The sequence below is a fragment of the Sporosarcina sp. NCCP-2331 genome (genome assembly GCF_023707945.1).
GTDB lineage: Bacteria > Bacillota > Bacilli > Bacillales_A > Planococcaceae > Sporosarcina > Sporosarcina cascadiensis.
Genome location: NZ_BRCD01000009.1, coordinates 107,710 through 126,316 on the forward strand (window position 1 = coordinate 107,710; position 18,607 = coordinate 126,316).

An 18,607-nucleotide genomic window follows, 5' to 3' on the forward strand; every position below is an offset into this window, starting at 1 on the left:
CTGGTCTTTTTTGTCGCTGATTCCCTTTACTCGGATGGAGTCATGGTCTGCCCTCAAAAAGGAGACGATGACAAAATGAAACAAACGACAGAAGAGATTCACATTCACAGCTGTTTTCCGGCCAGCAGCAAAGTTTATATCCAAGGCAGCCGGGAGGACTTGCGCGTACCGATGCGGGAAATTCAATTATCGCCTACCGTGACGGATCAAGGGGAGTTTCCAAATGAACCGTTTCGCGTCTATGATACGAGCGGAAAGTACACAGAAGCAGGCTATAAGGCCGATATTCAAAAGGGACTTCCAGCCATTAAGAAAAATTGGATTGAGGAACGCGGAGATACGGAAGAATACGAAGGGCGGCAAGTGCAGCCTCAGGATAACGGGTTTCGTTCATTGGAACAAATGAAGAATGATGCACAGTTTCCATTGCTGAAGCGTAAGCCCTTGAGAGCGAAAAAAGGTCAGAATGTTACGCAGATGCATTACGCAAGAAAAGGAATGATCACCCCGGAGATGGAGTTTATAGCGATTCGTGAAGGCGTAGAGCCGGAGCTTGTGCGCGATGAGGTGGCAAGGGGCCGGGCGATCATTCCGTCCAACATTAATCATCCTGAAGCGGAACCGATGATTATTGGCAGCCGCTTCCACGTAAAGATCAATGCAAATATCGGAAATTCAGCGGTATCCTCCTCGATAGCAGAGGAAGTGGAGAAGATGACGTGGGCAACTCGCTGGGGTGCAGACAATATCATGGATTTATCGACGGGAAAGAATATCCATACAACTCGCGAGTGGATCATCCGCAATTCACCTGTGCCGGTTGGAACGGTTCCTTTATATCAGGCACTCGAAAAGGTGAATGGCAAAGTCGAAGATCTATCATGGGAAGTATTCCGCGATACATTGATTGAACAGGCAGAGCAGGGTGTCAGCTATTTCACAATTCACGCAGGAGTGCTGCTTCGTTATATACCAATGACAGTGAATCGCGTGACAGGTATCGTCTCGCGCGGCGGTTCAATCATGGCGCAATGGTGCATGCTGCATCATGAAGAAAGTTTTCTTTACACACATTTTGAGGAAATCTGTGAAATTATGAAACAATATGATGTTGCTTTTTCACTTGGAGACGGCTTGCGTCCCGGATCGATTGCGGACGCCAATGACGAGGCACAATTCGCGGAGCTTGAAACGCTGGGTAAATTGACGAAGATTGCCTGGGAGCATGATGTGCAGGTAATGGTTGAAGGACCGGGTCATGTACCGATGCATTTGATTAAGGAGAATGTCGATAAGCAAATGGAAATCTGTCAGGAAGCCCCTTTCTATACATTAGGTCCACTGACAACAGACATCGCGCCGGCTTATGATCATATCACGTCCGCAATCGGCGCGGCGATGATCGGTTGGTTCGGAACGGCGATGCTGTGTTATGTGACGCCGAAAGAACATCTCGGACTGCCGAATAAAGACGATGTTCGGGAGGGTGTCATCACGTATAAGATTGCCGCACACGCTGCAGACTTGGCAAAAGGTCATCCGAATGCGCAAAAACGCGATAATGCACTGTCAAAAGCGCGCTTTGAGTTCCGTTGGAGAGATCAATTTAATTTGAGTTTGGATCCTGAACGTGCAATGGAATATCATGATGAAACGCTGCCGGCTGAAGGTGCGAAAGTCGCTCACTTCTGTTCGATGTGCGGACCGAAATTCTGCAGCATGCGTATTTCACATGACATACGTAAATATGCAGATGAAAACAGTTTGGAAGAGAAGCTGGCGATTGAACAGGGAATGCAGGAGAAAGCGGAGGAATTTAAAAAAGCCGGTGCAGAAATTTATCTTTGATGAGGAGTGGAACAATTGTCTGCAGTAAAACAGTTAGTCCGTCATATAGCTGTACAACGCCACGGTCTGCGTCATTTAGAAGAACAACTGCACCGACTGCAAACGGAATGTACTCATGAATATAAGGAAACTTTATCGCATAGAGAGTGCCGTATATGCATGAAGGTGGAGAGTATTCATTATTAAGAACGATAAATGCAAAACAAAAAGAGCCGTTATGGGCTCTTTTATTATTAATTGCTATTATGATGGCTGACGTAATGTTTCTCCGGATAATGTTTGTTTATCTGTCGCCATTTTGAAAATGTACGCCGCCGCGATGGCGATCGCAATGATCAGCCAGATATTCAGGAAGCCATGGATATATGCCATTCCAAAAAAACCAGCGGTCAATAAATAGTAACTGAGCGGGAATAGCACACGTCGGATCAGCAATCCTTCTTTGCCGATCAGTCCTACCGTTGCAGAAGCGGCAACCACGTTATGCACACAGATCATATTTCCGGCTGCGCCGCCGACAGCCTGCATAGCTACAACAATACCCGCCTGTGCTGTATCGAGCCCTATATTGCCGGCTGTACCAAACTGGAACAGAGAAAACATCATATTACTGAATGTATTGCTGCCTGCGATGAATGCGCCGAGTGCTCCGACAATCGGAGCAACGAGCGGCCAGAATTCTCCAGTGATGACAGAGACACTTTCCGCCAGCACAAGCGGCATATTTTGCCCGGCGAGTGCCGCATTATCCACTGCGACTTTGCCGGCAGCAAGAGATGTATTCAAGAAAACCTTGATCATCGGCACGGCAAAAATTAAGGCAACACCGGCAGTAACAGCAGTTACAAATGAATTTTTCCAGGCCATTGCATATTCTTTAGGCTTCATCCGGTGCAAGAAGTAGCCGAATAATGAAGCGATGATGAAAAAGAAGCCCGGAAGGAACAAAGGAGTCGATACAGTCGTAATACCTGAACCAAATGTGTCTTCAAATTTCAAAGTGAGCGCAGGGTGTTTCAATAAATTTGTTAAGGGTTCCATCGTTCTAGACAGGACAAGTAAACCGGCCAGCACGACATACGGCATCCAAGCGTTCAGCATGGAGATTTTCCTGCTCTCTTCAAATGGTTTGGCTGCTTCGTGATTCAGCTTGCCAAACCAATTTTCTTCCCACTGTGCACGAGGCGGGAAATCAAACGTGTCCTCTGCTTTCGGCATAAACAGCCCTTTGCGAGCTGCGGGCACAACAATGAGTAATGAAATCAATGCACCGAGTAAAGAAGGGAATTCAGGCCCAAGAGTAATTCCAATCAAGAAGTAAGGTATGGTGAAGGCCAATCCCGCAAAAAGAGCAAATTTCCATACTTTAAATCCTTCACGGTACGACTTGGCAGGACTGAAGAACCGAGTTAACAAAGCTGCCAGGAACAACGGAATCAACGAGCCGACCACGCCATGAATCAATACGGTGTTGGCGGTGATTTGCAGCAGATACTCCGGAAAAGTCATTCCGACTTTGTCCAGTGCAGCCATTACTGCAGGCTGATCCCCCAGCCCCGTGAATACACCGATTTGGATGGGAGTTCCAATAGCCCCGAATGAAACAGCGGTACTCTGAATAACGAGCGACACCATAACGGCGGCCAGTGCAGGAAAACCGACGGCAACCAAGAGAGGTGCAGCGACCGCGGCCGGTGTTCCGAATCCAGAGGCACCTTCTATAAAAGAACCGAATAAGAACGCGATGATGATAGCTTGGATCCGGCGGTCAGGAGAAATTGATATGAAGCCGTTGCGAATCGTATGGATCGCGCCGCTTTCTTTTATAGTGTTGAGCAGCAGCACCGCTCCAAACACGATGAATATTACTTCCAATGCAGTGATCAGCCCATTAAATGCGGCACCCGCAACAATATTTCCTTTTGTTCCCCAGACGAAGATGGCAATGAGTGCAGTAACAACAAGAGCGATTGGCATAGCGCGGCTTGCCGGCCAGTTTAAAAAGACCAAGAATACTAGAATTGTAACAATAGGCAGCAGAGCAATGAGTGACAGAACGAGTAAGCTCACAATAAAAAACCTCCTTTTGATTTGTGTCAATACTTGTAAAGCGCTTACAATTTACATAAGGTCATTGGGTCATCTGATGACCCAATGACCGTTAACTCTTTTCATGATTATATAGAGTGTTATAATAAAAGACAAGTAGTTATTTGCGTTTTCTGAAAACTAATTTGTTCTAACGTTCTAACCTATATTCAAACATTATGGATTATAATATAGGACAGAGACAGGAGTGTGGACTGTGGAATATAAACAAATCAAGCCTAAAAAGATATATGAAGAAGTAGCAGAAACGATAGTGAATTTAATTCGCTCCGGTGAATTAAAGCCAGGTGATAAATTAGATTCAGTTCAGCAGCTGGCTGAGAATTTTCATGTCGGGAGATCGGCAGTAAGAGAAGCGCTCACTTCCCTGCGTGCAATGGGTCTGATTGAAATGCGTCAAGGTGAAGGGACATATGTTCTTGAGTTTTCATCTGATGACCTGACTTTCCCTCTTCACAGCGCGATGCTGATGACTGAAGAAGACGTCTTTCATCTGCTGGGTGTGCGGAAAATACTCGAGGCCGGCGCTGCATATGCCGCTGCTGAAAAACGTACAGAAGAAGATCTGTTAAAGATGGAAGCGGCTTTGAATGAAATGAAACAGCATGCAGGAGACATTCTGCTTGGCGAGAAAGCAGATTTGGACTTTCATTTCGCAATTGCCCATGCCAGTGCCAATCCTATTTTGGTCAGTCTGATGAACCATGTGTCCGGTCTGATGGGTGAATCGATGCGGGAGACCCGGCGGATCTGTCTCTTTACGGAGACGGCAACAGTTGATCGTTTACATGAAGAGCATGAAGCGATATTCCTGGCTATTAAGGATGGATTGTCCGACACAGCAACTAGGCATATGCAGGCTCATCTGCAAAACGTAGAATCGGTTTTATCAACTTATATGCGTTCATTACAGAAATGATTTTATTCACCCGTTATTCGATCGGGTGAATTTTTTATCAGAAAACATAGTAAACAGCTATTAAATTCAAAAGATTTATAGTATGCTATGAAATAAGTTAAGTCATCTGATGACCTGTTGACTATTGTAATTTACTAAGAAGAGGTGAATGAAAATGAAAGTCAGTTTGTTTATTACATGCCTGGTAGACATGTTCTATGCAGAAGCTGGAAAAGACATGACGGAAGTATTGGAGCGTCAAGGCTGTGAATTATCGTTTCCAAAAGGGCAGATATGCTGCGGGCAGCCGGCGTATAACAGCGGATATGTAGAAAACTCTAAATCAGCCATGAAAAACATGATCAAAACATTTGAAAGTGCAGAGTATGTAGTGACGCCTTCCGGATCTTGCGCTACGATGTTCAAAATGTATCCTGAAATTTTTGCAGACGAGCCGAAATGGAAAGATAAAGCACAGGAACTTGCGGATAAAACCTATGAATTCACTGAATTTCTGGTTGATGTGCTGAAAGTTGAAAATGTTGGAGCGAAGTTAACGGGAAAAGGTACCTATCATCCATCCTGTCATATGACGAGATTGCTGGGCGTAAAAGAGCCGCCGAAGAAACTGCTCGCTCAAGTAGAAGGACTGGAAATGATTCCTTTGCCGAACGCACACAATTGCTGCGGGTTTGGCGGCACCTTCTCGGTCAAGATGGGGGATATTTCGGAGCAGATGGTCGACGAGAAAGTAGACAGTGCCATGGTGACAGAAGCGGATTATTTAATCGGAGCAGACTGCGGCTGTCTGATGAATATCGGAGGCCGTGCAGAGCGGACAGGTAAGAAAATTCGTGTCATGCACATAGCGGAAGTGTTGAATAGCCGCGAATAATAGTGAAAAGAGGTGAAGCTTTATGTCAATGAAGTTCAGCACGAAAAACTTTACGGATCGCACGAAGGACAATATATCAGATGATTTCATGCGGCAAGCTGTGGCGGGTGCCCAGGAGCGATTGCACGGACGTCGTCTGGATGCGGCAGAAGAGCTCGGGAACTGGGAAGAATGGCGTTCACACGGAGAAGAAATCCGGCAGCACGTATTAGAAAATCTCGATTTTTATCTGCACCAGCTGAGTGAAAACGTGTCACAGCGGGGCGGCCATGTATTTTTTGCTAAAACGGCGGAAGAAGCCAGTAACTATGTCCGTGAAGTAGTGGAGAAAAAAGAAGGCAAGAAAGTCGTTAAATCCAAATCCATGGTGACAGAAGAGATTAATTTGAATACGGTTCTGGAGGAAGCCGGGTGCGAAGTAATCGAGACGGATCTGGGAGAGTACATTCTTCAGATAGATGACCATGATCCGCCGTCACATATCGTAGCACCTGCTCTCCATAAAAACAGAGAGCAGATACGTGAGGTGTTTGAAGATAAACTGGACTATAAAAATACGTCCAAGCCGGAAGAACTGGCTCTTCATGCACGGGAAAAGCTGCGGCAAGAGTTTTTAGCGGCAGATATCGGAATCACGGGCTGTAACTTTGCAATTGCGGAAACGGGATCGATCAGTCTGGTGACAAATGAAGGGAATGCGCGTTTGGTGTCTGCATTGCCGAAAACACAGATTACTGTCATGGGCATGGAACGCATTGTACCGTCTTTCGAAGAGTTCGAAGTGCTTGTCAGTCTGCTGACGCGCAGTGCGGTCGGTCAAAAGCTGACAAGCTATGTTACAGCATTGACCGGGCCGAAAGGTGAAGGCGACGCGGATGGTCCTGAAGAATTTCATTTAGTCATTGTGGATAATGGACGTTCTGAAATTTTAGGAACAGAATTTCAATCCATCCTGCAATGCATCCGCTGCGCAGCATGCGTCAATGTTTGCCCGGTATACCGGCATATCGGCGGGCATTCCTATGGTTCGATATATTCAGGACCAATCGGGGCAGTGCTGTCACCGCTGCTCGGAGGGTATGATGATTTTAAAGAACTGCCTTTTGCCTCTACGCTCTGCGGGGCCTGTACAGATGCCTGTCCAGTAAAAATACCTTTGCACGAGCTGCTGCATACACACAGACAAATCATCGTCGAAGAAGAAGGGCGGGCTCCTATTTCAGAAAAGCTCGCAATGAAAGCCTTCGGCATCGGCGCTTCTTCCAATCCGTTGTATTCGATGGGTTCTAAGGCGGCATCAACCGCAATGAAACCATTTACGAAGAATGAACGGATTTCAAAAGGACCGGGACCGCTGAAAGAGTGGACAGATCTTCGGGAATTTCCGGCGGTCGGCAACACCCGTTTCCGAGACTGGTTCTACGATCAGAAAGGGGGCAATTAATCATGACAGGCACCATTCAGAATCGTGAAGCATTTCTCAGCGGTATTGCGTCTCAACTGGGCAGAGAACAGAAAACACAGGTGAAGAAACCTATATGGAAGCATCAGCCGCAACGAGCAGTATTAGCAGGTGCATCTGCAGATGAGCTGCTTGATGTCCTGCGGAAACAGTGTGAGCATATTCATACGGAATTAATTGAGACTAAACTGGCGGACCTTTCGGAAACCTTAGACAATGCGGTCAAATTATATGGCGGAGGCCCGCTGTCGCTTTGGAAAGATAAACGTTTTGAAGAATATGGGCTTATGCAATTAATTGAAAGTGACTGGCCAGCAGAAAATATAGAAGTTCATACATGGCAGGCTGAACTTGGGGGGCGGAATGTGGAGCTTGCCGAGCAAGCGAATATCGGCATCACCTTCAGTGACATGACCCTCGCCGAATCGGGCACTGTAGTACTTTTGAGCAGTTCCGATAAAGGGCGTTCTGTCAGTTTACTGCCGACGAATTACATTGCGATCATTCCGAAAAGTACGCTTGTACCAAGGATTACACAGGCGGCAGATTTAATTCGCCGTAACATCGACAAAGGAGAACAGGTCCCTTCCTGCATCAACTTCATCACAGGGCCAAGTAACTCGGCGGACATCGAAATGAATTTAGTCATCGGCGTACACGGCCCTGTAAAAGCGGCTTATATTGTGATTGAGGATTGCTGATTCCTTCAGTATATAAAGAACACCTTTCCAAATGCGGAAGGTGTTCTTCTTTAATTTACCTATCGTTTTTCAAACGGTCCACATACTGCTTAGCTTCTATTAAAGAAAAACCGTAAATTTCCCTCGCCAATTTTATTGCTTTTATACTTTCTCCTTCTGCTATGAGTGCAACGACTTCATCATCAGGAGGTGTTTCAGGCAAGTCTTGTGTTAATTGATCTAAAATGGACTGCTGTCTCGCCAGCCTTCTTTCGATTGCCTCGAGCTTACCCAGGACCATAAAACCTAATCCTGCTATTACTACTGCCAACAGTATCGTTTGCATATCTATCACTCCTTGTTTTTATTACGTATACGGCAAGGGAAAAGTTTCATAGTCGAATTCTGTCGAAGATGGTTACATTGCAAAGAAAAAGGGGAAATAGTGTATAATGGGACCATCATTGTATCGGAAGAAGGAGACAACTATGACTTCATCATATCAAGACGACAGCCTGGCGCTGCACACGGACCTTTATCAAATTAACATGGCAGAGTCCTATTGGGCAGACGGCATACATGAACGAAAAGCAGTTTTTGAATTGTACTTCCGAAAGATCCCGTTTGGTAACGGCTATGCTATTTTTGCCGGGCTTGAGCACATATTAAAATACTTGCAGGAATTTTCTTTCACGGAAAGCGATTTGGCTTATCTGCGGGAAGAACTTGGCTTTAAAGAGGATTTTCTGGAGCATTTGAAAGGTATCCGATTTACTGGAGATGTCTATTCCATGAAAGAAGGAGAGCTGGTTTTTGCCAATGAGCCCATCCTCCGTATTGAGACAACCTTAATTGAAGCTCAGCTCATCGAAACGGCATTGCTTAATATTGTCAATTACCAGACGCTGATTGCAACAAAAGCAAGCCGCATCAAACAAGTCGTGAAAGACGATATTGTGATGGAATTCGGCAGCCGCCGGGCGCATGAGATGGATGCGGCGATCTGGGGAGCCAGAGCAGCTGTCATCGGGGGAGTAGAGTCAACGAGTAATGTGCGTGCTGGAAAACGTTTTGGCCTTACGGTTTCGGGCACTCATGCACATTCATTTGTCCAGGCATATAAAGATGAATATACGGCATTTAAAGTATATGCGAAGCGTCATAAAGACTGTGTGTTTTTAGTGGATACGTATAACACACTGAAAATCGGTGTGCCGACAGCAATAAAAGTGGCCAAGGAACTCGGTGACAGCATTAATTTCATCGGTGTCCGCCTCGACAGCGGAGATATTGCGTTCTTATCAAAAGAGACGCGGCGGATGCTGGATGAAGCGGGCTTTACAGATGCGAAAATCGTCGTTTCGAACGATTTGGATGAATATACGATTCTTAACCTTAAAGCTCAGGGAGCGCAAGTGGACATATGGGGAATTGGTACGAAGCTGATTACTGGCTATGATCAGCCTGCACTTGGTGCGGTCTATAAAATCGTTTCCATTGAAAACAGCGACGGGGAAATGGAAGACACCATTAAAATCTCTGCGAATGTAGAAAAAGTGACTACACCGGGCCGCAAAAAACTGTACCGGATTATCGATCTGGAGAACGGCAAAGCAGAAGGCGATTATATTACCATGCATGATGAAGATCCGGCTCAGGAAAAACGCATTAAAATGTTCCATCCCGTGCACACATTCATTTCAAAATTTGTTACCAACTTCGAAGCGGTTAACTTGCACGAACAAGTCATCAGTAAAGGCGAAGTGATTTATGAGAATCCCGCTGTCTATGATATCCGCTCGTTTGTTCAGCAAAATCTCACACTGTTATGGGAAGAGTATAAGCGGTCATTGAATCCTGAGGAGTATCCTGTCGATCTCAGCCAGAAGTGCTGGGACAATAAACGGCGCAATATAGAAGAAGTACATGAGATGGTCGATAACTATAGTAAATAATTGAAAAAGGAAGTGGGAGCGTTGACATTGCAGCAAGAAATTATCCACGCATTAGGTGCGAAGCCGGAAATCGATCCGCAGCAAGAGATCCGGACTTCCATCGACTTTATGAAGGAATATTTGAAAAAGAACACCTTTTTACAAGGCCTCACATTAGGAATATCAGGCGGCCAGGATTCCACTCTAGTCGGCAAACTGGCGCAAATGGCGGTTGACGAACTGAACGAAGAGGCTGGAAAAGAAAAGTATCGATTCTATGCTGTGCGGCTGCCGTACGGAATTCAGTTTGATGAAGATGACTGTCAGGATGCGTTGAATTTCATCCGGCCGTCTATTGTGTATTCGGTTGATATTAAAGGAGCGGTAGATGCCAGTGAACAGGCTCTTATAAATGCGGGATTACACATTACCGACTTTGACAAAGGGAATGAAAAAGCCCGTGAGCGGATGAAAGTTCAGTATTCAGTAGCGGCGGTGCATCACTCTGTCGTACTTGGTTCGGACCATGCAGCTGAAGCAATTACCGGATTCTACACAAAGTTCGGAGACGGCGCAGCAGACCTCATGCCGATTTATCGTTTAAATAAACGGCAGGGGAAACAGATGCTCAAAGCGCTGGATTGTCCTCCACACTTATACAATAAAATTCCGACGGCGGATCTGGAAGGCAACAAACCGGCAATCCCCGATGAAATTGCATTAGGTGTCACATACGAGGAAATTGATGATTATTTGGAAGGCAAAAAAGTGTCCGACGAGGCTAGGCAGCAAATAGAAGAACATTATTTGCGTTCAGCCCATAAACGACATTTGCCGATTACCGTATTTGATGATTTCTGGAAATGAAAACTGCCCTCCTTCTAGTAAACAGAAGGGGGCGGTTTTTCTGTTTGTGAGACTTACAGGTTTCAGGTATGATAGTCTCAGATACTCGAACGCAGCAAGTTAGGGAATTGAGGGGGAAGCAACATGCATTTACGGTGGATTGAACAAGTACTGACGAATATTGAAAAAGTGATTGTCGGCAAGCGGGAAATCGCCGAATTAAGTATGACAGCACTGCTGGCAGGCGGCCATGTTCTGCTCGAAGACGTGCCGGGTGTAGGCAAGACGATGCTGGTGAGAGCGCTTGCAACGTCGATTGGTGCACAATTTAAGCGAATTCAGTTCACACCCGATTTATTGCCTTCAGATGTGTCGGGTGTGTCGATCTATAATCCGCAGACAATGGAATTTGAATTTCGGCCAGGCCCATTAATTGGTAATATTGTTTTGGCGGATGAAATTAACCGGACTTCACCGAAAACACAATCTGCTTTACTAGAAGGAATGGAAGAATCCTCAGTTACAGTGGATGGCCGGACAATCCAGCTGCCAAAACCATTTTTCGTAATGGCTACACAGAATCCGATTGAATATGAAGGGACTTATCCATTGCCGGAAGCGCAGATGGACCGTTTTATATTTAAACTCAAAATGGGCTATCCAACGAAGCAGCAGGAAATGGAAATCCTAAAACGGGCAGAACAGCAAACACCGATTGATCAAATTGGTGCCATTCTGTCGCTTGAAGAATTACTGGAGTTACAGGAAGAAGTTCAAAAAGTGACTGTGGACGATACAATCGTTTCCTATATTGTAGATTGCGCAGAAGCCACCCGCCGTCATGATTCCATTTCGCTGGGTGTGAGCCCGCGCGGTTCATTGTCATTAATGAAGGCATGCCAAGCGTATGCGTTTGTAAAAGGCCGTTCATATGTCTTGCCTGATGATGTGCAGTATTTGGCTCCTTTTGCATTTTCTCATCGGGTGATTTTGCGGCCGGAAGCTATTTATGAAGGAGTGGACCCGGCCGAACTCATTCAACAGGTGCTTATGCGTCTGGAAGTACCGGTCCAGCGGCCATTCACAGTATGAAACGAATGAAATCCATCGGTCGTATTGCAGGAGTCATCGGGATCGGTGCAGCTGCCTATGTATTTGCAAAGTTTCAAGGCAGTTTCGTCAGTTGGTTTATTTTCTATATGCTGCTCCCTTTCGTGCTGTATTCGATTCTCCTGTATTTTTATCCGCTGAGTGATCTGAAAGTGGAACGAAAGATGATAACAGGAAGGCTGACACGGGAAGGCAGCGCAACTATCCGTCTGCGTATTACTCGAAGATTGCCGTTCCCTTTACTATATACTGTAATTACGGATCGGAGAGAACATGCAGGACAGGAACGCATATCACAAGACATTGTATTGTGGGGATTTAAAAGGCAGCATGAATTTTCCTATACATTAACAAATATTCAGCGGGGAGAATATGTTCTGAAAGCTATGGAAATAGAGATAGTTGATTTTTTTAATTGGATCAAAAAACGCCGGGTGTATGTGGTCAGAGATTCGTTTTTAGTGTATCCGAAATTAACAGAGCTATATTATCGGTCTGCTTCTTCGAGTGCGAGCGAAGGAGAAAAAGCATCTGCTTATTCACTGACAAAAGATGCTGCGATGCCTTCCGGTGTCAGAGATTATGCGCCGGGTGACCGGATGTCCTGGATTCATTGGAAGTCATTTGCGCGCACGAATAAATTAATGACGAAAGAATTTGACGAACAGAAGTCTGAGCAGTACACGATGCTTCTGGATGCAAGTTCGTCCCCTGATTTTGAAGAAGGACTCGAGTTTGCTGCCTCGCTCTTGGTTTCAGCAAAAGATCAACATGCGATGCTCACTCTGCTGATTGCAGGCGAGAATCCGGCGCAGTTTCCCATGATTCATTCGGCAGAAAGCACGCAGCAGGCATTAATTTATTTGGCTAAAATGCAGCCGGATGAAACAAATCAGCCGGTGCTTCCTAAATTGAAGGTTGATCAGGGGAGTAGCTTGCTGGTAATTACGGGAGACCTGCGGCTAGAATTCATTCAGACTATTCTTCAATTGTATCCAAAGCCCTCTTCTATTGTTTGTTTCGTGACAGCTGCGGAAGTTTCAGAAGAAGTACAGACGGTGATTCAGCAGGTGAAACAGCTTGGAGTAAGAGTTCAGATCGTCAGCAAAGCTACTAATTCCTCAGCGTTACAAGAGGCGGTGACTTCATGAAGAAAAGTCGTCTGAACTGGAAGGTCTTGCTGTTTTTATATGTACTCAGCGTCATATTGCTCTGGGAATGGTTTATACCGATTATGGAGTTGACGGATTTTGGCTATCCATCACTTTTTCTGATTTATTTGATTCTGTTCTTCGTGCTGGCCTTATTTGACGTCACATGGTGGTTGAGCGCGATTATCCAGTTACTGTATGTTGTGTGGACTATTCATTACATATACTTCGGCCAATTTATGTTCTCGAGTGAAATAATAGGCCTGATTTTAACTGATATCAAGCAGAACTTCTCACATTTATTCCAAGGGGATGTAGGCGAACTGTCCAATCTGTTTCGCACGCTTCTGCTATATACGCTAATATGGATGGTCTCCTATTTGATTCGCCATTGGATAGAAGTTCGCAATAGTATGATGATGTTTTTTGCGGTAACCGTTGTGTTTATTGCACTTCTCGATACATTCAGTCCGTATGATGCGTCTGCTTCCATTGTCCGTATTATGATGGTCGGCCTGCTCATTGTCGGATATCTGACTCTGATTAAGCTGGCTCCGGCAGGGCGTGCATCTCTGCGCCCGAAACGTCTGCTCCTTCTTTCGCTGCCTATGCTGTTGTTGATAGCGACCGTCGGATTAGTTTCGAGACAGCTGCCGGTTTATCCTCCTGCATGGCCGGATCCTGTACCCTTTTTATTATCGATGGGCGGGGAGAGCGGTCAGGAAGGCAATGTGTCCAAGGCCGGCTATGATCCCGATGATTCACAGCTGGGCGGTGCTTTCATTCAGGATCATCAACTCGTGTTTGAAGCGGACGTTCAACAGCGGCAGTATTGGCGGATTGAAACAAAGGATACTTACACAACAAAAGGCTGGATTCAAACCAATGAGGCAGATTCCGAGATCTTGCAAACCAATGAAGATTTTTTGGGGAATGAAGATACAGAACTGTCCTATGCAAATCTGCATTTTGAGCAGCAGCTGCCTTTTTTAGTCACTCCATATGGCGCGCGCGCAATCTTACATCCTGAATCACTTTCTATTATGCGTGAAACAGAAGCAAACCGTATGTATTTGCTGATGGGCGCGCAAGAGGAATTGAGACAGTATGAAGTGGGGTATGAGACACCGAAATATAAGATGTCTGAATTGGAAAAAGCGGAAATGCTTGCTTACGAAACGCTTCCAGTAAATTTGGACAGCTATTTACTGCTGCCTCCTGAGTTACCGAACCGTGTGAAAGAGTTGGCCTTGTCGATTACAGAAGAAGAGACAAGCGTCTACGGCAAAGTTAAAGCTATGGAACAGTATTTTAAGAGAAACGGTTTCGTCTATGAAACGCAGAATGTGGCGGTGCCGGGACCTGATGAGGATTATGTTGATCAGTTTTTATTTGATACGAAAAAAGGATATTGCGATAACTTTTCTACTTCTATGGCCGTTATGCTTCGTTCGGCAGGCATCCCGACTCGCTGGGTAAAAGGGTTTGCACCAGGAGATCCTGCATTTAAATCATCTGGAAAAAGTGTCTACCGTGTAACGAACGATGAAGCACATTCTTGGGTCGAAGCCTATATTCCAGAAGTAGGCTGGATGCCGTTTGAACCGACAATCGGCTTCAGCCATCCGACAGATATTAAGTTTGATACCTCAAAAGATGAAAAAGATGAGCAGATGATCAAACAGCCGGAGAAACCGAAAGTTGAAAAGGAAGAACAGAAGAAAAAAAGCGCTTCTTCTTCGCCTCTATCCAGCAAGGTGATCGATGCTGTGAAATGGTTCTTCTCGCAGTGGTGGCTCTATGTGAGTTTAGCGCTGTTACTGGCTGGAGGGACCGTGCTTGGCTATACTAAACGAACAAGCTGGCTGCCGAAATGGCGGGTCAAACAGCTTAGTAAGTGTCCAGACGGCTGGGAGAAATTTGAACAGCAGTATAAAGAACTGCTTCAGCAGCTGAAACGGATTGGTTTTTCTAAAGAGCCCGGTATGACGCTTTCAACTTATGCTGCTGCGGTTGACACGAGATTCGGCGGCAAGCGGATGCATATGCTGACAGCTGCATATGAAAAAGGGATATATGGACAGGACCGAGAAACGCATGATTGGAATAAATTAAATGAAGTTTGGGAAGATTTAATTATTAATGCAACTTGTTGATTTTTTGTCGAAGTATGCGTAAAATATACAGCGAATCAATGCTTGATATTACCTCGATATATCTTGCTAAAACGAACGTTGACTGCTGACGTATAAAGATTTGTATTCGTTGGCGGAAAAGACGCGTGGAAAGTTACTTTCTTACGCGTCTTTTGTGATTGAGGCATTAATCGGCATTATTACAATGGAAGAGGTGGAACAGTTGTCAAACGCTCCTTTGCTAGTCGAACAAGAAAAAATTGTGGTACTCGATTACGGCAGTCAGTATAATCAGCTCTTCACTCGGACGATCCGTGATTTCGGGGTGTACAGTGAGCTTCACGCACATACTACTACTGTAGAAGAATTAAAGAAGATGAATCCGGCGGGCATCGTTCTTTCCGGCGGTACTGCCTCTGTTGGGGATGACACAGCGTATGATGTAGATCCGGCAATCTTCACATTGGGCATTCCGGTGTTGGGGATCAGCTACGGCACACAGCTTATCGTTAACCATTTCGGCGGTTCACTGGAAAAAACAGCGGACTACAGTTTTAAAGAAGAACCGGTCACTGTTGATGCACAATCCAGCTTATTTGCAGGCCAGACAGAGAAGCAAAATGTCTGGGTAGGCCACAGTGCACAAGTTGCAGAGCTGCCTGAAGGGTTTACTGCCAGCGCAAAAGATTCTGCTGGCAATATCGCAGCGATTTCTAACGACTCACAACAGATCTATGGCATTCAATTCCATCCTGAACATCATCAGTCAGAGAACGGAAAAGATTTCTTGCGCAACTTCGTATTTGATATCTGTAAAGCAAAAGGCGATTGGACAATGGAGCGCTTCATTGAAATCGAAGTGGAGAAAATCCGCTCTACTGTCGGAGACCGCAAAGTACTTTGTGCTTTGAGCGGCGGCGTAGATTCCTCAGTAGTGGCAGCGTTGATTGACCGCGCGATCGGTGATCAGCTGACATGTATTTTCGTAGATCACGGTCTGCTTCGCAAAGGTGAAGTGGAAAGCGTCGTGAAAACGTTCAGTGAACAATTCAGCATGCATTTCATTAAAGTAGATGCACGTAAACGTTTTCTGGGCAAGCTCGAGGGTATTACAGATCCAGAGCAAAAGCGTAAAATTATTGGGAATGAATTCATTTATGTGTTCGATGAAGAATCTGCTAAACTTGACGGCATCAAATTCTTAGCGCAGGGTACTATTTATGCAGATATTATTGAAAGCGGAACAGCGACTGCCGCGACTATCAAATCTCACCATAACGTGGGCGGATTGCCTGAAGACATGGATTTTGAATTGATCGAACCTCTCCGTGCGTTATTCAAGGATGAAGTCCGTGCAGTCGGTGCTGAGCTTGGTCTGCCTGAAGAAATCGTTCACCGTCAGCCATTCCCGGGTCCTGGACTCGGAGTTCGTGTTCTTGGAGAAATCACTGAAGAAAAGCTGGATATCGTTCGCGATGCAGACTGGATCTTGCGGGATGAAATCGCAAAAGCGGGTCTTGACCGTGCGATCTGGCAGTACTTTGCGGTACTTCCGAATATCCGCAGTGTAGGTGTGCGCAACGAACAGCGCTCTTATGATTACGCTGTTGGTATCCGAGCTGTGCATTCGGTAGACGGAATGACAGCTGACTGGGCACGTATTCCTTGGGAAGTACTTGAAAAAATCAGTACGCGAATTACATCGGAAGTCGATCAGGTCAACCGTGTGGTATATGATATTACAGCTAAACCGCCAGGCACGATTGAGTGGGAATAAGACGAAATCAATGAACAATTGAATATGATCGTATAATGCCGGGGATATGGCCCGGAAGTCTCTACCGAAACACCGTAAACGTTTCGACTACGATCCCTAAATAGGAGAAGTGTTTTTCTATTTAGCCGGATTGGAGGCATACGAATTTATTTTCGTATGCCTCTTTTTACATAATGAGCATAAGGAAGGTCACCATGAAAAAATATTTTGAGTTCGATAAGCTTGGCACGAATTATCGCCGTGAGATTATTGGCGGTCTCACGACATTCTTGGCAATGGCTTATATTTTAGCGGTAAATCCGATCATGCTGTCACTGGATGTTATACCTGATTTGCCTGATTCCATGAGAATGGACAAAGGCGCTGTCTTTGTTGCGACAGCACTGTCAGCCGCAGTCGGTACGCTGTTTATGGGGTTAATCGCCAAATATCCAATTGGCTTGGCGCCCGGAATGGGATTGAACGCATTCTTTGCGTTTACAGTTGTTTTAACTTATGGAATACCGTGGCAGACAGGGTTAACCGGAGTGCTGTTTTCTGGTTTGATTTTTATTATTCTCTCATTAACAGGACTGCGTGAAATGATCATCAACGCCATCCCTGCCCAATTAAAATTTGCAGTAGGCGCAGGTATTGGTTTGTTCATTACATTCCTCGGTCTGCAGAACGCGCACATTATCGTGGCTGACGAAAATACATTAGTAGGGCTGGGTGATCTGACTGCAGGGCCGACGCTGCTGACGATTTTCGGATTAGTCATCACAATTATTATGATGGTGCGCCAGATCAAGGGAGCCATCTTCTACGGTATGATTATGACTACTGTTTTGGGCATGCTTGTCAGCCTGATAGAAGTGCCGCATAAAATAGTGGACAAAATTCCATCGGTAACACCAACGTTCGGAGCGGCTTTCGATGCGATTATAAACGACCCGTCTTCATTAATGACGACTCAGTTTCTTGTTATCGTCATTACCTTCTTGTTTGTAGATTTCTTCGACACGGCAGGTACATTGGTTGCGGTCGCTACGCAGGCAGGTTTAATGAAAGATGACCGTCTGCCGCGTGCAGGCAACGCATTGCTGGCAGATTCACTGGCAACAGTGACAGGGGCTGTTATGGGTACGTCAACAACCACTTCTTATATTGAATCAACAGCAGGGGTGGCAGCAGGAGCAAGGACAGGATTTGCTTCAATCGTCACGGCCCTCCTGTTCTTACTGGCCCTATTCTTTTCTCCTCTTTTATTGGTTATCACTCCGGCGGTAACTGCACCTGCTTTAATCATTGTAGGTGTTCTGATGGTTTCAACATTAGGAAATATTGAGTGGAATCGTTTTGAAATAGCAGTCCCGGCGTTCTTTACGATTATCGCAATGCCTCTGACATACAGTATTGCGACAGGAATCGCAATCGGTTTTGTATTTTATCCGATCACAATGCTTGTTAGTGGAAGAAGAAAAGAAATTCATCCAATCATGTATGGATTATTCGTGATATTTATTCTATATTTCATCTTTATTAAATAAGAAAATACATGCTGAAAACCGTTTCTTTCTACTATGGAGAGAAGCGGTTTTTATTTTATGGTTTAGCGAAAGTGAAAATAAATTAGCTTTAATTGAAAAAAGATGTTTAAAACTGTTGACACTATAAAATTCATTTGGTATAGTAATGAAACAGTCAAAACAGCGACTGACATGAACCTTGAAAACTGAACAGCAAAACGTTAACGAAAATAGTTTATGCACTTCGGTGACAT

At 45.2% G+C, this 18,607-nt stretch carries 14 protein-coding genes and 1 riboswitch; of the genes, 12 read left to right on the forward strand and 2 right to left on the reverse strand.

Going from position 1 to position 18,607, the window contains the following annotated elements; translation table 11 throughout:
* Positions 1–75: 75 nt before the first annotated feature.
* On the forward strand, positions 76–1,848 hold the full coding sequence (gene thiC, locus NCCP2331_RS07335) for a phosphomethylpyrimidine synthase ThiC (RefSeq protein ID WP_251669660.1): 1,773 nt from the start codon (positions 76–78) through the stop codon (positions 1,846–1,848).
* Between the two features lie 243 nt (positions 1,849–2,091).
* Here thiC and NCCP2331_RS07340 read toward each other — a convergent pair whose 3' ends face one another.
* Positions 2,092–3,918 (reverse strand): L-lactate permease, encoded by a 1,827-nt coding sequence (locus NCCP2331_RS07340; RefSeq protein WP_153723457.1) that lies wholly within the window; start codon positions 3,916–3,918, stop codon positions 2,092–2,094.
* A 235-nt stretch (positions 3,919–4,153) separates the two neighbouring features.
* Here NCCP2331_RS07340 and NCCP2331_RS07345 point away from each other — a divergent pair, with 235 nt between their 5' ends.
* The 4 genes from NCCP2331_RS07345 (at position 4,154) to NCCP2331_RS07360 (ending at position 7,913) form a co-directional block, all read left to right on the forward strand.
* The gene (locus NCCP2331_RS07345) at positions 4,154–4,876 is read left to right on the forward strand and encodes a FadR/GntR family transcriptional regulator (protein WP_153723456.1); all 723 of its coding nucleotides are present in this window, start codon (positions 4,154–4,156) and stop codon (positions 4,874–4,876) included.
* Between the two features lie 154 nt (positions 4,877–5,030).
* A complete protein-coding gene (locus NCCP2331_RS07350; protein ID WP_153723455.1) occupies positions 5,031–5,750 on the forward strand; it encodes a (Fe-S)-binding protein in 720 nt (239 codons plus the stop codon).
* A 22-nt stretch (positions 5,751–5,772) separates the two neighbouring features.
* Positions 5,773–7,194: a LutB/LldF family L-lactate oxidation iron-sulfur protein gene (locus NCCP2331_RS07355; RefSeq protein ID WP_153723454.1), complete on the forward strand. Its 1,422-nt coding sequence runs from the start codon at positions 5,773–5,775 to the stop codon at positions 7,192–7,194.
* A 2-nt stretch (positions 7,195–7,196) separates the two neighbouring features.
* Positions 7,197–7,913: a LutC/YkgG family protein gene (locus NCCP2331_RS07360; RefSeq protein ID WP_194841215.1), complete on the forward strand. Its 717-nt coding sequence runs from the start codon at positions 7,197–7,199 to the stop codon at positions 7,911–7,913.
* Between the two features lie 55 nt (positions 7,914–7,968).
* Here the strand turns inward: NCCP2331_RS07360 and NCCP2331_RS07365 are convergent, their stop codons facing one another.
* Positions 7,969–8,238 (reverse strand): hypothetical protein, encoded by a 270-nt coding sequence (locus NCCP2331_RS07365; RefSeq protein WP_153723453.1) that lies wholly within the window; start codon positions 8,236–8,238, stop codon positions 7,969–7,971.
* Positions 8,239–8,380: 142 nt separating this feature from the next.
* Here NCCP2331_RS07365 and NCCP2331_RS07370 point away from each other — a divergent pair, with 142 nt between their 5' ends.
* The 7 genes from NCCP2331_RS07370 (at position 8,381) to NCCP2331_RS07400 (ending at position 18,374) form a co-directional block, all read left to right on the forward strand.
* Entirely contained in the window at positions 8,381–9,847 is a 1,467-nt protein-coding gene (locus NCCP2331_RS07370) for a nicotinate phosphoribosyltransferase (protein WP_153723452.1), read from the forward strand.
* 21 nt (positions 9,848–9,868) lie between these two features.
* On the forward strand, positions 9,869–10,693 hold the full coding sequence (gene nadE, locus NCCP2331_RS07375; RefSeq protein WP_153723451.1) for an ammonia-dependent NAD(+) synthetase: 825 nt from the start codon (positions 9,869–9,871) through the stop codon (positions 10,691–10,693).
* A 123-nt stretch (positions 10,694–10,816) separates the two neighbouring features.
* Positions 10,817–11,764: an AAA family ATPase gene (locus NCCP2331_RS07380; protein WP_153723450.1), complete on the forward strand. Its 948-nt coding sequence runs from the start codon at positions 10,817–10,819 to the stop codon at positions 11,762–11,764.
* A complete protein-coding gene (locus NCCP2331_RS07385; RefSeq protein ID WP_153723449.1) occupies positions 11,761–12,933 on the forward strand; it encodes a DUF58 domain-containing protein in 1,173 nt (390 codons plus the stop codon). Before NCCP2331_RS07380 ends, NCCP2331_RS07385 begins: the two co-directional genes overlap by 4 nt.
* Complete coding sequence (locus NCCP2331_RS07390; protein WP_153723448.1) at positions 12,930–15,089, forward strand: transglutaminase TgpA family protein; 2,160 nt, start codon at positions 12,930–12,932, stop codon at positions 15,087–15,089. The genes NCCP2331_RS07385 and NCCP2331_RS07390 overlap by 4 nt, the downstream gene beginning before the upstream one ends.
* Before the next feature lie 184 nt (positions 15,090–15,273).
* On the forward strand, positions 15,274–16,845 hold the full coding sequence (gene guaA / locus NCCP2331_RS07395) for a glutamine-hydrolyzing GMP synthase (RefSeq protein WP_153723476.1): 1,572 nt from the start codon (positions 15,274–15,276) through the stop codon (positions 16,843–16,845).
* Between the two features lie 8 nt (positions 16,846–16,853).
* Positions 16,854–16,955, forward strand: a riboswitch (purine riboswitch).
* An 84-nt stretch (positions 16,956–17,039) separates the two neighbouring features.
* Positions 17,040–18,374, forward strand: coding sequence for an NCS2 family permease (locus NCCP2331_RS07400; protein ID WP_153723447.1), 1,335 nt, complete (start codon positions 17,040–17,042; stop codon positions 18,372–18,374).
* Positions 18,375–18,607 lie beyond the last annotated feature (233 nt).